This window comes from Variovorax sp. Soil_C_39, from assembly GCF_057656815.1.
Genome location: NZ_JBDGJQ010000015.1, coordinates 63,440 through 82,419, shown reverse-complemented (window position 1 = coordinate 82,419; position 18,980 = coordinate 63,440). Strand labels below are relative to the sequence as shown.

Annotated in this window: 23 protein-coding genes and 1 pseudogene; 8 read left to right on the top strand and 16 right to left on the bottom strand. The window is 66.8% G+C overall.

The window, feature by feature from the left end; genetic code table 11:
- Both AC3A6J_RS25665 and rpoH read left to right on the top strand, forming a co-directional pair.
- Positions 1 to 381: pseudogene (locus AC3A6J_RS25665) on the top strand (integrase core domain-containing protein); the annotation flags it as partial.
- A gap of 353 nt (positions 382 to 734) precedes the next feature.
- Entirely contained in the window at positions 735 to 1,676 is a 942-nt protein-coding gene (gene rpoH / locus AC3A6J_RS25660; RefSeq protein ID WP_487862830.1) for an RNA polymerase sigma factor RpoH, read from the top strand.
- Positions 1,677 to 1,730: 54 nt separating this feature from the next.
- Here rpoH and AC3A6J_RS25655 read toward each other — a convergent pair whose 3' ends face one another.
- From AC3A6J_RS25655 to AC3A6J_RS25630, 6 genes are read right to left on the bottom strand one after another with little or no spacing between them, the layout of a single operon-like run.
- Positions 1,731 to 2,564 carry a DNA alkylation repair protein gene (locus AC3A6J_RS25655; RefSeq protein ID WP_487862829.1) on the bottom strand — a complete coding sequence of 278 codons (834 nt, stop codon included), beginning with the start codon at positions 2,562 to 2,564 and terminating at the stop codon, positions 1,731 to 1,733.
- Positions 2,565 to 2,584: 20 nt separating this feature from the next.
- Positions 2,585 to 3,208 (bottom strand): SCO family protein, encoded by a 624-nt coding sequence (locus tag AC3A6J_RS25650; protein ID WP_487862828.1) that lies wholly within the window; start codon positions 3,206 to 3,208, stop codon positions 2,585 to 2,587.
- Between the two features lie 16 nt (positions 3,209 to 3,224).
- On the bottom strand, positions 3,225 to 4,130 hold the full coding sequence (gene cyoE / locus AC3A6J_RS25645; RefSeq protein WP_487862827.1) for a heme o synthase: 906 nt from the start codon (positions 4,128 to 4,130) through the stop codon (positions 3,225 to 3,227).
- Entirely contained in the window at positions 4,127 to 5,341 is a 1,215-nt protein-coding gene (locus AC3A6J_RS25640; protein WP_487862826.1) for a COX15/CtaA family protein, read from the bottom strand. Before AC3A6J_RS25640 ends, cyoE begins: the two co-directional genes overlap by 4 nt.
- Before the next feature lie 6 nt (positions 5,342 to 5,347).
- Complete coding sequence (locus tag AC3A6J_RS25635; protein ID WP_487862825.1) at positions 5,348 to 6,034, bottom strand: SCO family protein; 687 nt, start codon at positions 6,032 to 6,034, stop codon at positions 5,348 to 5,350.
- Complete coding sequence (locus tag AC3A6J_RS25630; RefSeq protein ID WP_487862824.1) at positions 6,015 to 6,827, bottom strand: SURF1 family protein; 813 nt, start codon at positions 6,825 to 6,827, stop codon at positions 6,015 to 6,017. Before AC3A6J_RS25630 ends, AC3A6J_RS25635 begins: the two co-directional genes overlap by 20 nt.
- Positions 6,828 to 6,863: 36 nt before the next feature.
- On the opposite strand from AC3A6J_RS25630, the gene AC3A6J_RS25625 reads away from it, so the two are divergent.
- Positions 6,864 to 7,085, top strand: coding sequence for a twin transmembrane helix small protein (locus AC3A6J_RS25625; protein WP_487862823.1), 222 nt, complete (start codon positions 6,864 to 6,866; stop codon positions 7,083 to 7,085).
- 77 nt (positions 7,086 to 7,162) lie between these two features.
- On the opposite strand, the gene AC3A6J_RS25620 is transcribed toward AC3A6J_RS25625, so the two are convergent.
- The 8 genes from AC3A6J_RS25620 to AC3A6J_RS25585 all read right to left on the bottom strand — a co-directional run bounded on the left by AC3A6J_RS25620 (position 7,163) and on the right by AC3A6J_RS25585 (position 13,596).
- Positions 7,163 to 8,044, bottom strand: coding sequence for a cytochrome c oxidase subunit 3 (locus AC3A6J_RS25620; protein WP_487862822.1), 882 nt, complete (start codon positions 8,042 to 8,044; stop codon positions 7,163 to 7,165).
- Positions 8,045 to 8,105: 61 nt separating this feature from the next.
- Positions 8,106 to 8,318 (bottom strand): DUF2970 domain-containing protein, encoded by a 213-nt coding sequence (locus tag AC3A6J_RS25615; RefSeq protein WP_487862821.1) that lies wholly within the window; start codon positions 8,316 to 8,318, stop codon positions 8,106 to 8,108.
- Positions 8,315 to 8,941, bottom strand: a complete 627-nt coding sequence (locus tag AC3A6J_RS25610; RefSeq protein WP_487862820.1) for a cytochrome c oxidase assembly protein — start codon at positions 8,939 to 8,941, stop codon at positions 8,315 to 8,317. Before AC3A6J_RS25610 ends, AC3A6J_RS25615 begins: the two co-directional genes overlap by 4 nt.
- A gap of 25 nt (positions 8,942 to 8,966) precedes the next feature.
- Complete coding sequence (locus tag AC3A6J_RS25605) at positions 8,967 to 9,083, bottom strand: cytochrome oxidase small assembly protein (RefSeq protein WP_487862819.1); 117 nt, start codon at positions 9,081 to 9,083, stop codon at positions 8,967 to 8,969.
- A gap of 35 nt (positions 9,084 to 9,118) precedes the next feature.
- Positions 9,119 to 10,750: a cytochrome c oxidase subunit I gene (ctaD, locus tag AC3A6J_RS25600; protein WP_487862818.1), complete on the bottom strand. Its 1,632-nt coding sequence runs from the start codon at positions 10,748 to 10,750 to the stop codon at positions 9,119 to 9,121.
- 55 nt (positions 10,751 to 10,805) lie between these two features.
- On the bottom strand, positions 10,806 to 11,984 hold the full coding sequence (coxB, locus tag AC3A6J_RS25595) for a cytochrome c oxidase subunit II (RefSeq protein ID WP_487862817.1): 1,179 nt from the start codon (positions 11,982 to 11,984) through the stop codon (positions 10,806 to 10,808).
- A 59-nt stretch (positions 11,985 to 12,043) separates the two neighbouring features.
- Positions 12,044 to 12,520, bottom strand: a complete 477-nt coding sequence (locus AC3A6J_RS25590; RefSeq protein ID WP_487862816.1) for a DUF2244 domain-containing protein — start codon at positions 12,518 to 12,520, stop codon at positions 12,044 to 12,046.
- 158 nt (positions 12,521 to 12,678) lie between these two features.
- Complete coding sequence (locus tag AC3A6J_RS25585; protein ID WP_487862815.1) at positions 12,679 to 13,596, bottom strand: class I SAM-dependent methyltransferase; 918 nt, start codon at positions 13,594 to 13,596, stop codon at positions 12,679 to 12,681.
- Between the two features lie 23 nt (positions 13,597 to 13,619).
- On the opposite strand from AC3A6J_RS25585, the gene AC3A6J_RS25580 reads away from it, so the two are divergent.
- The 3 genes from AC3A6J_RS25580 (at position 13,620) to AC3A6J_RS25570 (ending at position 15,237) form a co-directional block, all read left to right on the top strand.
- The gene (locus AC3A6J_RS25580) at positions 13,620 to 14,336 is read left to right on the top strand and encodes a ComF family protein (RefSeq protein ID WP_487862814.1); all 717 of its coding nucleotides are present in this window, start codon (positions 13,620 to 13,622) and stop codon (positions 14,334 to 14,336) included.
- A gap of 29 nt (positions 14,337 to 14,365) precedes the next feature.
- Positions 14,366 to 14,827 (top strand): tRNA (uridine(34)/cytosine(34)/5-carboxymethylaminomethyluridine(34)-2'-O)-methyltransferase TrmL, encoded by a 462-nt coding sequence (gene trmL / locus AC3A6J_RS25575; protein ID WP_487862813.1) that lies wholly within the window; start codon positions 14,366 to 14,368, stop codon positions 14,825 to 14,827.
- 110 nt (positions 14,828 to 14,937) lie between these two features.
- Positions 14,938 to 15,237 (top strand): DUF4148 domain-containing protein, encoded by a 300-nt coding sequence (locus AC3A6J_RS25570; protein ID WP_487862812.1) that lies wholly within the window; start codon positions 14,938 to 14,940, stop codon positions 15,235 to 15,237.
- A gap of 6 nt (positions 15,238 to 15,243) precedes the next feature.
- On the opposite strand, the gene AC3A6J_RS25565 is transcribed toward AC3A6J_RS25570, so the two are convergent.
- Entirely contained in the window at positions 15,244 to 15,705 is a 462-nt protein-coding gene (locus AC3A6J_RS25565) for a MaoC family dehydratase (protein WP_487862811.1), read from the bottom strand.
- Between the two features lie 54 nt (positions 15,706 to 15,759).
- On the bottom strand, positions 15,760 to 16,380 hold the full coding sequence (locus tag AC3A6J_RS25560) for a nucleotide-binding protein (protein WP_487862810.1): 621 nt from the start codon (positions 16,378 to 16,380) through the stop codon (positions 15,760 to 15,762).
- Positions 16,381 to 16,469: 89 nt separating this feature from the next.
- On the opposite strand from AC3A6J_RS25560, the gene kefF reads away from it, so the two are divergent.
- Together kefF and kefC are read left to right on the top strand one after the other, a co-directional pair.
- Positions 16,470 to 17,099 (top strand): glutathione-regulated potassium-efflux system oxidoreductase KefF, encoded by a 630-nt coding sequence (kefF, locus tag AC3A6J_RS25555; protein WP_487862809.1) that lies wholly within the window; start codon positions 16,470 to 16,472, stop codon positions 17,097 to 17,099.
- Position 17,100: 1 nt separating this feature from the next.
- Positions 17,101 to 18,966, top strand: coding sequence for a glutathione-regulated potassium-efflux system protein KefC (gene kefC / locus AC3A6J_RS25550; protein ID WP_487862808.1), 1,866 nt, complete (start codon positions 17,101 to 17,103; stop codon positions 18,964 to 18,966).
- Positions 18,967 to 18,980: the final 14 nt, after the last annotated feature.

Sequence of the window (18,980 nt, the reverse complement as noted above, 5' to 3'; positions counted from 1 at the left end):
CCACGTTGCTCTATGTGGGAACGTAGGCTGTCAGGTCATAGCCTGCGGCTCAAGGACGTGGTTCGTTGACCGCATACAATACGTCAGCATCCGGTACACGGAACGACTGGGCGAGGCTGGCATTGAGCTTTCAGTAGGCAGCAAAGGCGATTCCTACGACAACGCCCTGGCCGAGACGATCAACGGCCTCTACAAGGCCGAGCTGATCCATCGCCGGGCACCGTGGAAGACCAAGGAGGCGGTGGAGTTTGCGACGCTCGATGGGTGTCCTGGTTCAACCACCAGCGCCTGCTCGAACCCATTGGCTACATCCCGCCTGCAGAGGCTGAGGCAAACTACTACCGGCAACTCGCTAGTCAGCCCTTCAAGACGGCGGCATGACTTAAACCAACCGGCCTCCATGAAAGCCGGGGCGATTCACCAGTGTGATCGAGCGCGGTGGGCGATCGTCGAGTAGTAGTGAACCACTCAGATCAAGAGGGCTCAAAGTCTGTGAAGCCAAGAAACGCCGAAAAGCGGTATTCAGCAGCGACTGAAATCCCCGAAAAATGACGTAACTCATTGATCTATAGATAGAACTACGATCCAGAACTGAGTGAAGTTAGTTCCAAACTCGAGACGATCGACAACAGCAGCTTTTGACTATCGCGGCGATAGAGACTGGAGGGGAACCCTTCCCTTAGCACTCCCTCTAACCGAGTGCTAATATGCCCAATACAAAGGAGTTTCCCCTGATGACCACGCTGTCTGGAGCCTCTGCCAACCAGCTCGCCGTCGCCAACCCATGGTCGATGGTGCCTCCGCTGGGCAACCTGGATGCCTACATTTCGACCGCCAACCGGCTGCCGATGCTCACGCTCGAAGAAGAGCAGGGCTTCGCACGCCGGCTGCGCGACCACAACGACCTCGAAGCGGCCGGTGCGCTGATCCTCTCGCACCTGCGCCTCGTCGTGTCCATCTCGCGCCAATACCTGGGTTACGGCCTGCCGCACGGCGACCTGATCCAGGAAGGCAACGTCGGCCTGATGAAGGCCGTGAAGCGCTTCGACCCCGACCAGGGCGTGCGGCTCGTGAGCTATGCCATGCACTGGATCAAGGCCGAGATCCACGAGTACATCCTGAAGAACTGGCGCATGGTCAAGGTCGCAACGACCAAGGCCCAGCGCAAGCTGTTCTTCAACCTGCGCTCGATGAAACAGAGCTTCAAGGCCGATTCGGCTGCGGCCGACAACGGCACGCACCGCGAAACGCTGAGCCCCGACGAGGTTTCGCAGATGGCGAGCCGGCTCAACGTCAAGCCCGAAGAAGTGCTCGAGATGGAAACCCGCCTGTCGGGTGGCGATGTGCTGCTCGACCCGGGTCCGTCGGACGACGGCGACGAAGCGTTCGGCCCGATCGCCTATCTGGCCGACGCCTCGCAGGAGCCCACCGCGCTGCTCGAATCGCAGCAGCGCGATCGGCTCTCGACCGACGGCATCGCCACCGCTCTCGAAGCGCTGGATGACCGCAGCCGCCGCATCGTGGAAGAGCGCTGGCTCAAGGTGAACGACGACGGTTCGGGCGGCATGACGCTGCACGACTTGGCGGCCGTCTACGGCGTGAGCGCCGAGCGCATCCGCCAGATCGAAGTGGCGGCCATGAAGAAGATGAAGAAGGCACTCGCCGACTACGCGTAAGCGTCCGCCTTCTTTCGCCTCGAAGCCCGGCTGCGTGCCGGGCTTTTTCGTTGTTCACGCCGCCTTGGCGAGCGAACGCAAGGCGCGGCGAACGATGTAGCGCGTGGCCGGCGTGTCGGATTCCTGCAGCCAGCGCGCGCCAAGCCGGTCGACCCATTCGGGCTGGGTCTTGCTCGCATCGTTGAGCCAGTTGGCGACCGAGTTCTGCACGTAGCGGCTGCTGTCGGCACGCAGTGCCTCGATCAGCGGCAGCGCACGCCAGGGTTCGGCCTTGAGCGCCTCGATCTGCGCGCACCACACGCCACGCGGCCGCGTGAGTTCACTTGCGAAGCGCCGGATGTTCGGATCGGCATCGGCCGTCCAGGGTTGCAGCAGTGCCAGCGATTCATCGAGCGCGCCGATGACGGCCTCGCGCACGGCCATCCAGGCGATCTCGCGCACGCCGAAATGCGGATCGGCGGCAAATCGCCGCACGGCATGCAGTTGTGCCGCGAGCGGCAGGCCCGACAGGGTGATCCATTGCGCCGCCCAACACCGGGCGGCGTCGCTCGCATGCGTGGCAAGCCGATGGGCGACCGCATCGCGCTCGGCGTGCATCGCCGCAAGGTCGTAGAGCGCACGGGCGATGTGGCCGTGCCGCTGCATCGGCTTGAATGCCGCGAGCATGGCGAGCGTGTCGAGCAACCGATCACTTTCCGCATCGAGGCCGATGTGGCCCGCCACGCTACGCGCCAGCCTGGGCAATTCCAGCGCCAGGAATTCATTGAGGTTGACGGTTTCGAGCAGGCCGTCGTTGAGGGCGTGCAACACCTCGGGCGGAATGAGCGCGATGCGGAATGCGCCCTTGCGCGACTTCAGGTGCTCGACCGAGGCCGGCGAGACGTCCATTGGCGGCGAGATCGGCGCACTCAGCCGGCGAGCAGCGCCTTGACGTCGGACACCATGGGCTCGACGCCCGTGCCGTAGCGGGCGTAAAGCCGCAGCCGGCCTTCGGTGTCGTAGACGAAGCTGGCCGCCGAATGGTCCATCGAATAGCTGGTGGGCGTCTTGCCCTCGACCTTCTTGAAGTAGACCTTGAAGTCCTTCGCGGTCGCGGCGAGTTCCTCGGGCGTGGGGATCAGCGCGACGAAGCTCGGGTCGAAGGCGCCCATGTAGGCCTTGAGCACCTCGGGCGTGTCGCGCGCGGGATCAACCGTGACGAACACCACCTGCAGCTTGTCGCCGTCGCTGCCGAGCTGCTGCTTGACCTGCGCCATCTCCGTCATGGTGGTCGGGCAGACGTCGGGGCACTGCACATAGCCGAAGAACAGCACCACGACCTTGCCCTTGAAGTCGGCCAGGGTGCGGACCTTGCCTTCGGTGTCCTTGAGCGAGAAATCGCGCGCGTAGTCGGCGCCCGTGAGGTCGATCGCCTTGAAGCTCGGCGCGGCGGCTTCCTTGCTGCAGGCCGAGAGCCCCAGGCCCAGGGTGGCGGCCATGCCGGCCCATGCGGCACTGCCGGCCATCCATCGGAGAAGGTTTCGCTTGTTCATTGGCAGGTGCGCGCAGTCAGCGCAGGTAGTGGTCGACGAGCAATGCCGCGAACAGCACGCTCAGGTGGATCAGCGAGAAACGGAAGGTCTTGCGCGCCAGGGCGTCGGAATAGTTGCGCCACAGCGCGAAGGCGTAGCCCGTGAAGCCGAAGCTCACGATGACCGCCACGGCGAGGTAGAGCCAGCCGCTCATGCCGTAAATGAAAGGCATCAGGCAGGCCGCGAACAGGATGAAGGTGTACAGCAGCACCTGCAGGCGCGTGAATTCGTTGCCGTGCGTCACCGGCAGCATCGGCAGGCCGGCCTTGCGGTAGTCCTCGACGCGGTAGAGCGCCAGCGCCCAGAAATGCGGCGGCGTCCACAGGAAGATGATGAGGAACAGGATCAGCGCCTCGGGGCCGACGTCGCCGGTCATGGCGGCCCAGCCCAGCACCGGCGGCATCGCGCCCGAGGCGCCGCCGATCACGATGTTCTGCGGCGTCAGCGGCTTCAGGATCACGGTGTAGATCACCGCGTAGCCGACGAAGGTGGCGAAGGTCAGCCACATGGTGAGCGGATTGACCTGGAACCACAGCAGCACCGAGCCGGCCGCGCACAGCAGCCCGGAGAAGACGAGCGCCTGCAGGTCGCTCAGCTGCCCGCGCGCCGTGGGGCGCCAGGCGGTTCGCTTCATCTTGGCGTCGATGCCCTTCTCGACCAGGCAATTGAACGCCGCGGCGGCGCCCGCGACGAGCCAGATGCCGATGCAGGCGAGCGCCGCACGCTTCACCTCGGCCCAGCTCGGCAGGCCGGGCACTGCCAGCACCATGCCGATGAGCGCGCAAAAAACGATCAGCTGCACGACGCGCGGCTTGGTCAATGCATAGAACTGGCGCAGCACGTTGGCGGTGCTGGTCTGCTGCACGGAAATCGGCGTGCTCACGCTGCTGCCTCCCTGGGGTTGTTGTTGTTTTCGTTGTGCGAAGCGAGCGCCACGGATGCGGCCGCCGATGCGCGCCGGCTCTCGCAGAGCGCCCATGTCAGCACCACGGCCAGCGCGGCAGCACCGCCCGTGTGCAGCACGGCGGCGGCGAGCGGCCAGCCGAGCAGCACGTTGCCAAGACCGGTGGCCAGTTGCAGCAGCGCGAGTGCCGCGAGCCAGCGCGCCTGCGGCCGCAGCGCAGCAATGGCGTGCAGCCGCCAGGCCAGTACGCCGAGCGCGGCGAAGACTGCATAGGCCATCAGCCGGTGCGCGTAGTGGATGGCGGTGAGCGCCGAGAAATCGAGCGGTGCGCCATCGCCGGTCACGCCGAGGTGGCGCCAGATCTCGAAGCCCTGGGCGAAGTTCATCGGCGGCCACCAGCTGCCCTGGCAGGTCGGGAACTGCGTGCAGGCGAGCACGGCGTAGTTGGTGCTGACCCATCCGCCGAGCGCGATCTGCAGCAGGAGGAACGCGGACGTGGCGAAAAGGCCGATGCGAAGTGCGGGCGACACCACGGTGGGCAAGCGGTCCGCGGCGGCCTGCCGGTAGCGCACGGCCTGGATGCACAGCAGCACCAGCAGCACCACGGCGCCCAGCAGGTGCAGCGTAACGATCGCCGGAAAGAGCCGCCAGGTCACGGTCAGCGCGCCGAAGGCGCCCTGCAGGCAGACCCAGACCAGCGTCGCCGCCGGCCACCAGGCGCTCAGCGTCGCATGCTCGCCCGCTGCCGGCGCCCGGGGTTCGCGCCGCTGGCGCCGCCGCACCACCCAGGTGGCGCCCGCGAGCGCGAGGATGAGCACGCCGACGCCGGTGGCGAGGTAGCGATGGGTCATCTCGATCCAGGCCTTGCCGTGCGTCACCGGGCCGCTCGGCTGGGCCGACTGGGCCATGGCGATTTCATGGCGCGCGCCGACCGGGCTCGCGTTGCCGTAGCAGCCGGGCCAGTCGGGGCAGCCCAGCCCCGAGTCGGTGAGCCGGGTGAAGGCACCGAAGAGCGTCAGGTCGAAGGTAAGAAACAGCGTGAGCACCGTGAGCGCATGCAGCCGGCGCGCCGGTCCGGCGCCTGCGTTGCGCCGCCAGACCCACACCAGCGGCCCGAGCGCAATCAGCACGCCGGCCGCCATCAGCCAGACGATGGGCGTGAGGTCGTAGAGCGAGCTGGCGGTGTCCATGCGGTGTCAGCGTCCTGCCTCGTCCCACGAGGAAGAAGCGCGCAGCAGGCGATCGAGGTCGCGTTTGGCCCGACTCGCGCCCTTGGCATCCATGCCAGCCGGAAAACGCATCATCCAGTTGCCCATCGGGTCGACCACGTACAGGTGTTCGGCGAGCGCATGGCCGGGCACGGGCGCCAGCCAGCCGGCCAGCTCGGCGGCCGGCACGCGCAGCACCGTGGCGCCGTGCAGACCGTTATCGAGGCGCTCGGGAATGGGCGCCGCGTCGCTCACGAGCCAGACGCGGTCGAGCCGGTCTTTCTCGCGGCCGAGGCTTTCGCGCAGCTGGCGCTGCAGGTAGAGATGCTGTTCGCAGAGCGCGTTGCAGGCTGCGTCGGCCACCGCGACCAGCAGCCACTGGCCCTTGAGCGTGGCCAGGTCGACGGGTGCGCCGTTGCGATCGGTGGCGCCGAAGGTCGGCAGCGTGCGCTGCGGATCGATCAGCTCGCCATACACGCTGCGCCCGTCGGGGCGGATCACGTAGTAGGTGAAGTAGGACGCGATGACGGGTGCCGCGCACATCAGCATCACGGCGATCATCTTCCAGCGCCCGACGACCGTGCGGCGGCCTTCGGCGGCGTCAAGCGCCTGGTTGGGCGAGGGCATCGAATGCACCGTCAGGCCCAATGGTTCGTCAGAAGCGGTCTGCTGCATCGCGTGTGCGGCGCCTGGAGCGGCGGAAGGGGGCAATGATTTGGAACCAGACATAGAGGATGACGACGAGGGCGGAGAGCCCGAACCACTGGAATGCATAGCCGTAGTGCTTCTCCAGACCCAGAGCGGGTGCCGGCCAGTCGCGCTGCAACCCCTCGGAGGCGGGGCCGATCTGCTGCAGCGACACGTCGGTGCGCAGCGGCAGCTTGGTTTCGGCGCGATACGCTTCCAGGTCGAGATTCTGCCGGATGGGCGAAGACCCCGCGGCATCCGGTGCCGAGGCGGCGGTGGCCGGCTTGCTGGCGAATTCGAAAAGGTGGCCGGGCGGGGGCTCGATCAGGCCGGTGACTTCGACGATGCCGGGCGGCGTCTCGACCGCGCCGAGCTGCGTGCGGTCATTGAAGTTGCGCTGCACCCAGCCGCGCTGCACCATCACGGTCTGTTCGCTGCCTTCCAGCGCGAACGGGGTCAGCACGTAGAAGCCAGGCACCCCGTGCATCTGACGGTTGTCGAGGTACACCGTATGCGGCGTCAGCCACAGGCCGCGCAGCCGCACCGGTCGGTGCAGCTCGTTGACGGGCGACGCCAGTTCAAGGAAGCCGGCCTGTTCGAGCGGCGGCTTCTGCTTCTGGGCGTCGATCTCGGCCTGCAGCGTCTCTTTCTGCGCGGCGCGCGAGAGCTGCCAGCGGCCCAGCGAGACCGTGGTGCAGACGGTCAGCACCGCGGCGAGCGTCACCACCAGGAAGCGGCCCCGGCGGGGCCGCGTGCCGGCGCGAAGGGGTTCGGGCGTCACTGGAGCGGATGAGGCATGCGGCCGATAATCGGGTTCATGAAATATTTCATCGCCCTTGCTTTCGTGGGCATCTTCGCGAGTCTGGCCTTCGCGCTCTTCTACATGCTGAAAGACGGGCGCAACGGGCGCGCCAAGACCGGCGGCATGGCGCGCGCGCTCACCTTTCGGATAGGCCTCTCGGTGATTTTGTTCCTCTGCATGCTGCTGGCCTGGAAATTCGGCTACATCCAGCCCACCGGGCTCCCGGTCGGCAAGTAGATGGTGCTCGTTCCACGAGAACCATGAAAAAGGCGCCTTACGGCGCCTTTTTTGTTGTTGCATGCCGCGAGGTTCGGTCAAAGCCAGTAGACCAACACGTAGAGGCCAAGCCAGACCACGTCCACGAAGTGCCAGTACCAGGCCGCCCCCTCGAAACCGAAGTGCCGATCGGGCGTGAAGTGGCCCTTCTGCAGGCGCAGCGTAATGAACAGCAGCATCAGCATGCCGATGAACACGTGCAGGCCGTGGAAGCCGGTCAGCATGAAGAAGGTCGAGCCGTAGGCGCCGGAACTGAGCTTGAGGTTCAGGTCGGTGTACAGGTGGTAGTACTCGTAGCCCTGCACGCCCAGGAAGACCACGCCGAGCAGCACGGTGAGCCACATGAAGCGAATCGTCTGCGCCCGATGGCCGACGCGCAATGCGTGGTGGGCGATGGTGAGCGTGACGCCCGAGCTCAGCAGCAGCGCGGTGTTGATCGTGGGCAGCCAGAACGGACCGACGGTCTGGAACGGCTCGACGATGTCGGCCGGCGAACCGGTCACGCCTGCGGCGACGCTGGGCCAGACGGCCTTGAAGTCGGGCCAGAGCAGTGCGTTGTCGAGGCTGCCGAGCGTCGGCAGCGCGTGCGTGCGGGCCCACCAAAGCGCCGTGAAGAACGCGCCGAAGAACATCACCTCCGAGAAGATGAACCAGCTCATGCTCCAGCGGTACGACAGATCGATCTTGTGGCCGTACTGGCCGCTTTCGCTCTCGCCGACGGCGGCCCGGAACCAGGTGAACAGCGTGCCGAGCCAGATCACCATGCCGAGCAGGAGCGACCATGCGCCCCACTGGTGCCCGTTGATCCATTGCCCTGCGCCGAGAATGACGAAGAACAGGCCGATCGCGGACAGCACCGGATAGGCCGATGGCCCTGGCACGAAGTAGTAAGGCGTGGTGCCGTGGGTGGATGAACTCATATCAGCTCCTGGCTTTCTTTCTTCTCTCGACTCGATGGGGACTGGATACAGCGGCTCATGCTCAGGGCGCCACCGCGAAGCGCACCAGCAGCACAAGGCCGACGATGAAAAGGATGACCATGACAAATGCCACGGCGATGATGTGCAGCGGATTCAGCTTGGCCAGATCGTCCTGGTAGGCGCTTTTCTTGCGCACACCGAAGAACGACCAGCACACGGCCTTGACCGTGCCCCACAGCGTGCCCTTGCGCGACGGTGTTTCCGGAGCGGTCACGAGCGGGGCTCATTCGCAGGGCTCGAAACGGTGGCCACGGGCGCCGCGGGCGTGCGTCCGCCGACCTCGAAGAAGGTGTACGACAGCGTGATGGTCTTCACGTCCTTCGAGATCTTGGGGTCGATGACGAAGGCGACGGGCCATTGCTTCTTCTCGCCCGGATCGAGCGTGTACTGGGTGAAGCAGAAACACTCGAGCTTGTTGAAGTGCGGCGCGGCCTGCTGCGGCGCATAGCTCGGGATCGCCTGCGCGGCCATGCGTCGGTTCTGCACGTTCTGGAACTCGTACATCACGGTGTTGAGCTGGCCGGGGTGCACCTGCATCGTCCGCTCGGCAGGCTTGAACTCCCAGAGGCCGCCGCGCACGTTGGAGTCGAACTCGACCGTGATGGTGCGGCTGGTGTCGACCTGCGAGTTGTCGGGCACACGCACGTTCTTGCCGCCGCTCGCGCCGCCCGGCACCTCGAGTTCGTTGAGCGCGAGGATGTTGATGCCGGTCATTTCGCAGATCGCACGGTAGAGCGGCACCAGTCCGTAGCCGAACGCGAACATGCCGCAGGCCACCACGGCCAGCTTGCCGACCATGCGGACGTTGGCGCGCCGGATGCGTTGACCGAGGCTCATGCTGTGGTGGCTCCGTGGGTCGTGCTCAGCGGGCGCCGAACCAGATCATGCGGACCATGAAGCCGACGAAGAAAATCAGCGCGATGGAGGCCAGCGTAAGCCCCATGCGTCGGTTGTTTCTTTTCTGCTCTGGCGTGGTCATGGTCGTCGTCGTGCGGGCCGCGGGCCTGGGAAGGTTCAGCCGATCACCTTGGTGGCGGTCGGATCGAGCTTGGGCGGATTCTCGAAGGTGTGGAAGGGCGCCGGCGACGGCACTTCCCACTCGAGGCCTTCAGCGGCTTCCCAGGGCTTCTGGGGAGCCGGCTCGCCCTTGCCGAGCATGTTCGGCAGCACGATGAACAGGAAGAAGTACACCTGTGCGAGGCCGAACCCGAAGGCACCGACCGAAGCCACCGCGTTGAAGTCGGCGAACTGCATCGGGTAGTCGGCATAGCGGCGCGGCATGCCCGCCAGGCCCAGGAAGTGCATCGGGAAGAAGGTGATGTTGAACGAGATCAGCGACCACCAGAAGTGGATCTTGCCGCGCGTCTCGCTGTACATCACGCCGGTCCACTTGGGCGCCCAGTAGTAGTAGCCCGCGAACATGGCGTACAGCGAGCCGGCCACCAGCACGTAGTGGAAGTGGGCCACCACGTAGTAGGTGTCCTGCAGCTGGATGTCGATCGGCGCCACGGCGAGGATCAGGCCCGTGAAGCCGCCCATCGTGAACACGAAGATGAAGCCCACGGCGAACAGCATCGGGGTCTCGAAGGTCATCGAGCCCTGCCACATGGTGGCGATCCAGTTGAAGATCTTCACCGCCGTCGGCACCGCGATCAGCATGGTCGCGTACATGAAGAACAGCTGGCCCGTGACCGGCATGCCGGTGGTGAACATGTGGTGCGCCCAGACGATGAACGACAGGATCGCGATCGACGAGGTGGCGTACACCATCGAGGCGTAGCCGAAGAGCTTCTTGCGCGCGAAGGCCGGCACGATCTGGCTGATGATGCCGAAGGCCGGCAAGATCATGATGTAGACCTCGGGGTGGCCGAAGAACCAGAAGATGTGCTGGTACATCACCGGGTCGCCGCCGCCGGCGGGGTTGAAGAAGCTGGTGCCGAAGTGGCGATCGGTCAGCGTCATGGTGATGGCGCCGGCGAGCACGGGCATCACCGCGATCAGCAGGTAGGCGGTGATGAGCCAGGTCCAGCAGAACATCGGCATCTTCATCAGCGTCATGCCCGGGGCGCGCATGTTCAGGATGGTGACGATGATGTTGATCGAGCCCATGATCGACGAGGCGCCCATGATGTGCATCGCGAAGATGCCGGCGTCCATCGAGGGGCCCATCTGCAGCGTGAGCGGCGCGTAGAGCGTCCAGCCCGCGGCGGGCGCGCCGCCGGGCATGAAGAACGAACCCACGAGCATGATGGCCGCCGGGATCAGCAGCCAGAAGCTGAAGTTGTTCATGCGCGCGAACGCCATGTCCGACGCGCCGATCTGCAGCGGGATCATCCAGTTCGCGAAGCCCACGAAGGCCGGCATGATGGCGCCGAACACCATGATCAGGCCGTGCATCGTGGTGAACTGGTTGAAGAGTTCGGGGTTCACCACCTGCAGGCCGGGCTGGAACAGCTCGGCGCGGATCAGCAGCGCGAGCACGCCGCCCACCATCAGCATCGTGAAGCTGAACAGCAGGTAGAGCGTGCCGATGTCCTTGTGGTTGGTGGCGAACACCCAGCGGCGCCAGCCGGTCGGCGCTTCGTGATGCTCGTCGTGTGCGTGGCCGTCTTGAACGTGACCGTGGGGGTCGAGGACTGCACTCATTTCGTTGTTCCTTGCAATTTCTTCGTCGCGGTGCGCTGTGGCTCGATCTTCGCGATCACTTGCCGCGCAGGGCCAGAACTTCGGCCGGCTGCACGATCTGGCCGGTCTTGTTCGACCAGCTGTTCTTGGTGTACGTGGCGACCGCCGCGAGGTCGGTGTCGCTCAGCTGCTTCCAGGCTGGCATGGCGCCGTTGTTCTGGCCGTTGAGCAGCACCAGCAGCTGGACCTTGTGGTCGGGGTCGATCACCTTCGGGCTGGCGTCCAGCGCCTTGATCGGACCGGCGCCCTTGCCGTTGGCCTGGTGGCAGGCCGCGCAGTTGGCCGCATAGACCTTCTCGCCGCGCACCATCATTTCGGGCAGGGCCCAGACCTTGCTCGGGTCGTCGAGCTTGGCCGCGGCTTCCTTGCGCTTGGTGTCGACCCAGGCCGTGTAGTCGGCGGCCGAGACCACCTTCACGTGGATCGGCATGTAGGCGTGTTCCTTGCCGCAGAGTTCCTGGCACTGGCCGTAGTAGTCGCCCACGGTCTCGGCACGGAACCAGGTGTCGCGCACGAAGCCGGGGATTGCGTCCTGCTTGATGCCGAGTTGGGGCACCGCGAACGCGTGGATCACGTCGTTGGCCGTGGTGATGATGCGGACCTTCTTGTCCACCGGCACGACGAGCGGGTTGTCGACCTTGAAGAGGTAGTCGACAGGCACGTCGCCCTTGGCGCCAGCGTCGGACATCGCGCGGTGCGAGCTGTCGAGCGTGGAGATGAACGCCAGGCCCTCGCCCTCGCCATTGAGGTAGTCGTAGCCCCACTTCCACTGGTAGCCCGTGGTCTTGATGGTGAGGTCGGCATTGGTGGTGTCCTTCTGGGCCACCAGCACCTTGGTGGCGGGCAGCGCCATCACGATCACGATGAGGAAGGGCACGATGGTCCAGATGACCTCGACCACCACCGACTCATGGAAGTTCGCGGCCTTGTGGCCGACCGACTTGCGGTGCTTCCAGATCGAATAGAACATGACCGCGAACACGGCAACGAAGATCACCGTGCAGATGATCATCATCACCGTGTGGAGGAAATGCTGTTCCTGCGCGATCTTGGTGACGCCGATCGGGAGGTTCAGCTGGCGCACCGAGGGGCCGCCGGGCAGATCGTTGACTGCGTGCGCCGCGCCGCTGAAAGCCGCGCCGGCCGCCAGCAACAGATTTGCCAGCCTGTACTTATTGCGCCAAATGCTCTTCATCGTGTTCACGTTTCTTCAATTTTTTCAACAAACCCAACCCAGCAGCGCCGCGCGGACCCTCAGGCGCCACGCAACGCCATGCGAATCTCGCGCGCCAATGCGGCCCGCAACTCCGGGCGCACAAAGCGCCCCACCCTGACCGTCCGCCCCTGGCCCGAGACCTCGATCAGCGAACGATCGCCCGACCAAGGCTCGATGCGGACCTGATGCGGCAGGAATTCCGTGCGCTCAAAGTCACCACCGTTCTCGAGCTCCACCACCAGCCGGCCGCCCTGCAGCGCGATCCTCTCTCCGTCGGTCGCGTGCCGTGCATACAGCATGAAGGCGAAACCCACCGCCGCCAGCTCGAGCCAGGCAAAAGGCAGGACCAACGGCGCCCCGTTCAGCCAGAAGGCCGTGCCGATACCGAGCGATACCACGCACAGCGATGCATAGAGCCAGCCCAGCTGGCTCGGCGTCACCGAGCAGTTGCGCTTCAGGAACCATTGGATGCCCTGGCCTGAAACGGTGGCAAAGCGAAACACGGAATTCGACACGGGCGAGTTCTGCAAATCGGTGCGTCGACGCTGTCCAATCCCTTGTCTCCACAGGATCCGGCAGACCTCGTTCGCGGAACCATTCCCGCGAGTTTCACGCAACGGCGGATTGTAGCGGGTCGAGAGAGGCGGCCGCTCGTGAAATGCGTGTTCGCGGCCTACGGCCCGGGGCGGCCGCGCTGGAGCATCGAACGCATTTCGCGCAGGGAAACCGCGCTCTCGGCCGACAGCGCCACGCGCGGTGCCGGCTTGAAGGCATGGCCATAGATCACTTCGAAGGTCATCGCGATGCCACCGCCGCCGGCTTCTGCCGGTGCCAGCTCGGGCAGCGCGCGCTTCAGCGCCGCGTGCCAGGCCTTGCCGCGCAGTGCCGGGAAGCGCGCGGGATGCAGGTTGCGCCCGAGCGTGCGCAGCTCGGCCAGCGCCGCCTCGGGCGTGGTCCAGGTCAGCACGATGCGTTCCATGTCCATCACCGGCTCCGCGAAGCCGGCATGCACCAGCATGTCGCCCCAGTCGTGCATGTCGGTGAATTCGTGACCCGCCGCCGGCCAGCCGAGCCGGGCATGCAGCGCGCGCAGTTCGCGCACCGTGTCGGGTCCGAGACACGAAAACATCAGGAAGCCGTCGGTGGCGACCAGGCGATGCCAGTGCGCGATGAGCGCCTCGGGGTCGGCGGCCATGTGCAGCGACATGTTGGCCCAGAGCAGGTCGACGCCGTCCTCGGGCGGCGGCTCGAAGCGCGTGCGGCCGCCAGCCTGCCAGCGGCGCGCGCTCCACCAGGGCGCGGCGAGCGCCTGGCCGGTCGCGGCGGCGAGCGCCGGTTCGGGCTCGATCACGAAGGAGGCGGCATCGCGGTAGCGCCGGGCCACCAGGTCGTGTGCCTCGAGCCCACCGCGCAGCGGCGCCCAGTCGGCCCAGGTGCGCGGCTGCGCCTTGATCCATTGCAGTCGGTCTTCCATGCGGCGGCCGACTTCCTCGTGCAGCCAGGGCGATCCGGCCTCGGGCGCGAGCCGGCGCCAGCGCGAAGCCGCCGTGGGGTCGATGGTCGGCGGTCTTCTTGCGGGGTCGGTGGCCATGGGGCCGTGAGTATATTGAGCCCATGTTCAGCCGCTGGGGCCGCCGGCCTTTGACCTCTCTGCTCGCACGGCTGCCCAGCCAGTGCGAGGTCTGCCGCGCCTGGCCTTCGCAGCGCGTCTGCGATGCCTGCGTGGCCCGCTTCGCGCCGCCGACCACGCGCTGCGCCACCTGCGCCCTGCCCGTGCCCGCGGGCGTGGTGCGCTGCGGCGAATGCCTGCGCGATCCACCGCCGCTCGATGCCTGCCTCGCCGCCTGCGCCTATGCGTGGCCCTGGCCGGAATGCATTGCCCAGTTCAAGTTCCGCGGCGAAGCCGGTTGGGCCGGCCCGCTGTCCACGCTGATGCGCAGCGTGCCGTGGGTGGAGCCGGCGCTCGAGCGCTGCGGCCTGGTGCTGCCGATGCCGGTGGCGCCGGCGCGGCTACGCGAGCGCGGCTTCAACCAGGCGCTCGAGCTCGCGCGCCGGCTCGCCCCGGCCAAGACCGATGCCACGCTGCTGCTGCGCACGCGCGAGACGCCGCCCCAGCGCGGCCTCGCGCGCGCCGAGCGGCTGCGCAACCTGCGGGGCGCCTTCGCCGTCGAGCCCTCGGGCGCCGAACGCTTGCGCGGCAGCCGCGTGGTGCTGGTCGACGACGTGATGACGAGCGGCGCCTCGGTGTTCTCGGCCGCCGCGGCGCTGCGGCTGGCCGGCGCCGCGCATGTGACGGCGATCGTGTTCGCGCGCACCGACCCGCCGCATTGAGCGGCCTCGCCCGCGCCGACAATCGGCGCATGTTCCATATCGTTCTGGTCCACCCCGAAATTCCCCCTAACACGGGCAACGTGATCCGCCTTGCGGCCAACACCGGCTGCGCGCTCCACCTGGTCGAGCCGCTGGGTTTCTCGATGGACGACCGGCTGCTGCGCCGGGCCGGACTCGACTACCACGAATATGCCGAGGTCAAGCGGCACGGCAGTTGGGAGGCGCTGCTCGACAGCGAACGTCCGGCGGCCGAGCGCGTGTTCGCGCTCACGACCCGCGGCACGCGCGCCGTGCACGACGTGCGCTTCGCGCCGGGCGACTGGCTCGTGTTCGGCTCGGAAACCAGTGGGTTGCCACCCACGCTGCGCGAGCGCTTCGGCGAAGCCCAGCGGCTGCGGCTGCCGATGCGCGAGGGGCAGCGCAGCCTGAACCTGTCGAACGCCGTGGCGGTGACGGTCTTCGAAGCCTGGCGGCAGAACGGTTTCGGCTGAACATTTTTTCGCCGGTGGTGTATCCAACCGGCGTTCGGCTGCGTATAGAAGAGCACGTACGGGGCACAACTGCACCCGACCTCTTCAATCATTCTTTCAAGGAATTTGCCATGGCCATGAACCTCTCCACCCTCCTCGTCGCTGCATCGGCAGCCCTCGCCGCAACGACCAGCGCGCAAGCCTTCCAGGGCGAGCAGAACCCGCTGCCGCCCGCGCCGTTCCAGTCGACGCTGTCACGCGCCGAAGTGCAGGCACAGGCGCGCAACCCGCTGCAGATCAGCAATGGCAGCACCGGCGTCCATCACCTCGCCGGCTCGAAGATCGATCGCGCAACGGTGCGCGCCGGCGCGGTCGGCATCACGGCGGACGGCCACTCCGCCTATGGCGAGGCATCCGGCACGATGCTCTGACGTGCTTCAGCGGTAGCGGCGCGCCACCGATTCGGCCACGCAGGCCGGCTTGGCCGCGCCTTCGAGCTCGATCGTGGTTTCCCAGGTCATCTGGTAGCCGTCATCGGCGATCGGCTCGGCCGTAAGCAGCTTCATGCGCGCGCGCAGCCGCTTGCCAACGGGCACCGGCGACATGAAGCGCACCCGGTTGAGCCCGTAGTTCACGCCCATGCGCGACTCGACCACCTCGATCGCCGTCTCGAAGAAGCGCGGCAACAGCGACAGGGTCAGAAAGCCATGGGCGATCGGCGCACCGAACGGCCCGTTCCTGGCACGCTCGATGTCGACGTGGATCCACTGGTGGTCGCCGGTCGCCTCGGCGAACTGGTTCACCTGTTCCTGCGTCACGGTGATCCAGTCGCTCACGGCGACTTCCTGGCCTGAGCAGGCGGCAAGGTCCTGCAGCGTCTGGAATGTCTTCTTGGTCATGCGCGGCACTCTAGCGGGTTGCTGCATGCAGGCGGTGTCGGCCGCGCGACAGCGTCAGCCTTCGAGCCACTGGCAGATCGGCTGCCACTGCTCGAGGTCGCGCTGCACCCGCCCGGGCGCGATGTCGAACAGCGTCAGTCCGCGCGCGGCGAGCTGCACATAGTTCTGCGTGTCGCGCACTTCGCCGAGCACCGGCACGCCGAGGCTCGCGACGAATTCGCCGAGCCGGTCGGCCGCGAGCGTGCGGGCATTCACGCGCATGCCCACGAGGCCGATCTTCGTCTTCTCGGCGCGGCGCTGCGCCATGAGCCGGTCGATGAAGTCGCGCGTCGCGTAGATGTCGAAGATGCTGGGCTGCAACGGCACGATCACGCGGTCGGCCAGCGCCAGCACCTCCTTGAAGCGCCATCCGTGCAGGCCGGCGGGGGTGTCGAGCACGGCATGCGTGGTGCCTTTCGGCGGGCGCACCACGGCGCTGTCGCCCGACGCTTCCCAGGTGGCGATCGGCCGCGCCTGCGGCGGGCGCAGCCCGAGCCAGAGCCGCGACGACTGCTGGCGGTCCACGTCGCCGAGCATCACGGCATGACCCCGGCTCGCGAAATAGCCCGCAATGTTCGTCGCGAGTGTCGATTTGCCCACGCCACCTTTCGGGTTGGCGACCAGAACCACCGGCATAGATAAGCCCTCCAGAGCTGGAACAGCCCGCATCGTAGTGCCTGCCCCTGCGCCCGGGCGGGCCGGCAACTTTGCGCTATGTTCGCGAAATGACGACAACAACTACAAGATCCGCCGGCGCCATCTATGTGATTGCCGCCCATCCGCACTGGCGCGAATCGCGCGTCAACCGCCGGCTGCTGGCCGCAGCGCGCTCGGTGCCCGGCGTGGAGGTGAACGATCTCTACGGCACCTACCCCGACCTCGCGATCGACGTGCAGGCCGAGCAGGCGCGTCTCGCCCGGGCCAGCCTGGTGGTGCTGATGCACCCGATCCAGTGGTATTCGGCGCCCCCGCTGCAGAAGCTCTGGTTCGACGACGTGCTCGGCTACGGCTGGGCCTACGGCCGCGGCGGCACGGCACTCCAGGGCAAGGACTGCTGGCTCGTCGCCACCACGGGCGGCCCCGAGCGCAGCTACCACCCGCAGAGCTACAACCGCTATTTCTTCGACGCCTTCCTGCCTCCCTACGAGCAGACCGCCACGCTCTGCGGCATGCGCTTCCTGCCGCCGCTGGTCTTGCATGGCGCGCGCAGCGCCTTGGAGGCGGAGGTCGAGGCCCACCTGGAAGTTTTCGTGCAACGCCTCCAGAGCTATCCCGACTGGCCCGAGATGGACGAACTCGATGCCTGCATCGCCTGCCCGGTGCCGCAGACCGACCGGCCCGCGGAGTCGACCTGAGATGGAACACGCACCCGCCTGGCTGACCAGCAGCCTGATCTACCTCAGCGCCGCGGTGCTCGTGGTGCCGCTTTCCAAGGCACTGGGCCTCGGTTCCATCATCGGCTACCTCGTCGCGGGCATCGCCATCGGCCCGTGGGGGCTCGGCCTGGTCTCGAGCGTCGAGGAGGTGCTGCATTTCGCCGAGTTCGGCGTGGTGCTGATGCTGTTCCTCGTCGGCCTCGAACTCGAACCCAGGCGCTTGTGGAACCTGCGCCGGCCGATCTTCGGCTGGGGCACCGCGCAGGTGCTCGCCTGCGCGGTGGCGCTCTTTGCCGTCGGCTTTGCGGTGGGCGCGCCATGGCGCGTGGCGCTGGTCGCGGCGCTCGGCCTTGCGCTGTCCTCCACGGCGATCGCGCTGCAGGTGTTCGGCGAGCGCAACCTGCTGAAGGCGCCGAGCGGCCAGGCCGGTTTCTCGATCCTGCTGTTTCAGGACGTGGCTGCGATCCCCATCCTCGCGCTGCTGCCGCTGCTGGCCGGCGCCACGGCCGCCGAGCCGGCGATCTCGGGACTGGACCGCACGCTCGAGGGCCTGAAGATCGTCGGCGTCATCGCCGCCATCATCCTTGGCGGCCGCCTCGCGTTGCGGCCGCTCCTGCGCTGGATCGCGCGCAGCAACACGCCCGAGATCTTCACCGCCGCGGCGCTGCTGGTGGTGGTGGCCATCGCCGCGCTGATGCTGTTCGTCGGCCTCTCGATGGCGCTCGGCGCCTTCCTGGCCGGCGTGCTGCTGGCCGAAAGCGAATACCGGCGCGAACTCGAGACCGACATCGAACCTTTCAAGGGCCTGCTGCTCGGGCTGTTCTTCATCGCGGTCGGCATGTCGATCGATTTCGGCGTGCTGATCGCAAGCCCCGGCATGATGGCGCTGCTCGTGGTCGGCTTCATGGCGATCAAGCTGGCCGTGATCTACGCGCTCGCCAAGGCCATGGGCATCGCCTACCAGGAGCGCCCCGTGTTCACGCTGCTGCTGGCCCAGGGCGGCGAGTTCGCGTTCGTGGTGTTCCAGGCGGCCGGCCCCGACGTGCTGCCGCCCCAGACCACCTCGCTGCTGATCGGGGCCGTGGCGCTCTCGATGCTGCTGTCGCCGCTCCTGCTGGTGCTGCTAGACAAGCTGGTGCTGCCGCGCTACAGCCGGCCACCGGCCACGCAGCTCGAGGAAATCTCGGAGCAGCAGGATGCCAAGGTGCTGATCTGCGGCTTCGGCCGCTATGGCCAGATCGTCGGGCGCATGCTGATGTCGCAGGGCCTTGCCGTCACGGTGCTCGACCACGATGCCGACACGGTCGAGGGCTTGCGCCAGTTCGGCTTTCGCGTGTTCTACGGCGATGCGACCCGCCTCGACCTGCTGCGCACCGCGGGCGCGGGCACCGCGAAGGCGGTGGTCGTCGCGGTCGACGACGTGGAGCAATCGCTCGAGATCGTCGACCTGTTCCGCGCGCACTTTCCGCAGGCGGGCATCGTCGCGCGGGCACGCAACGTGGGGCACCTGTTCCAGCTGCGCGACCGCGGCGTGGAACACATCGAGCGCGAACTCTTCGAATCGTCGCTGCGCAGCGCGCGCTCGGTGCTCGAGGTGCTGGGCTGGCCCGCGGCCGAGGCGCGCGAAACGAGCATGCGCTTTCGCCTGCGCAACCTGCAGCTCACCGACGAGATCTACCCGCACTACAAGGACCGCGCCAAGTTCATTGCGGCCAACAAGGAGGGTCGCCAGCAGTTCGAGGCACAGATGGCGCGCGAGCGCGAAGAACGCAAGCTGCGCTCGGGGCAGGACTGGGACCGGCTCGGGGAAGAAAAAAAAACCTCGAACGTCGAAGCCGACGGCTGAGGTGCATACCGCAA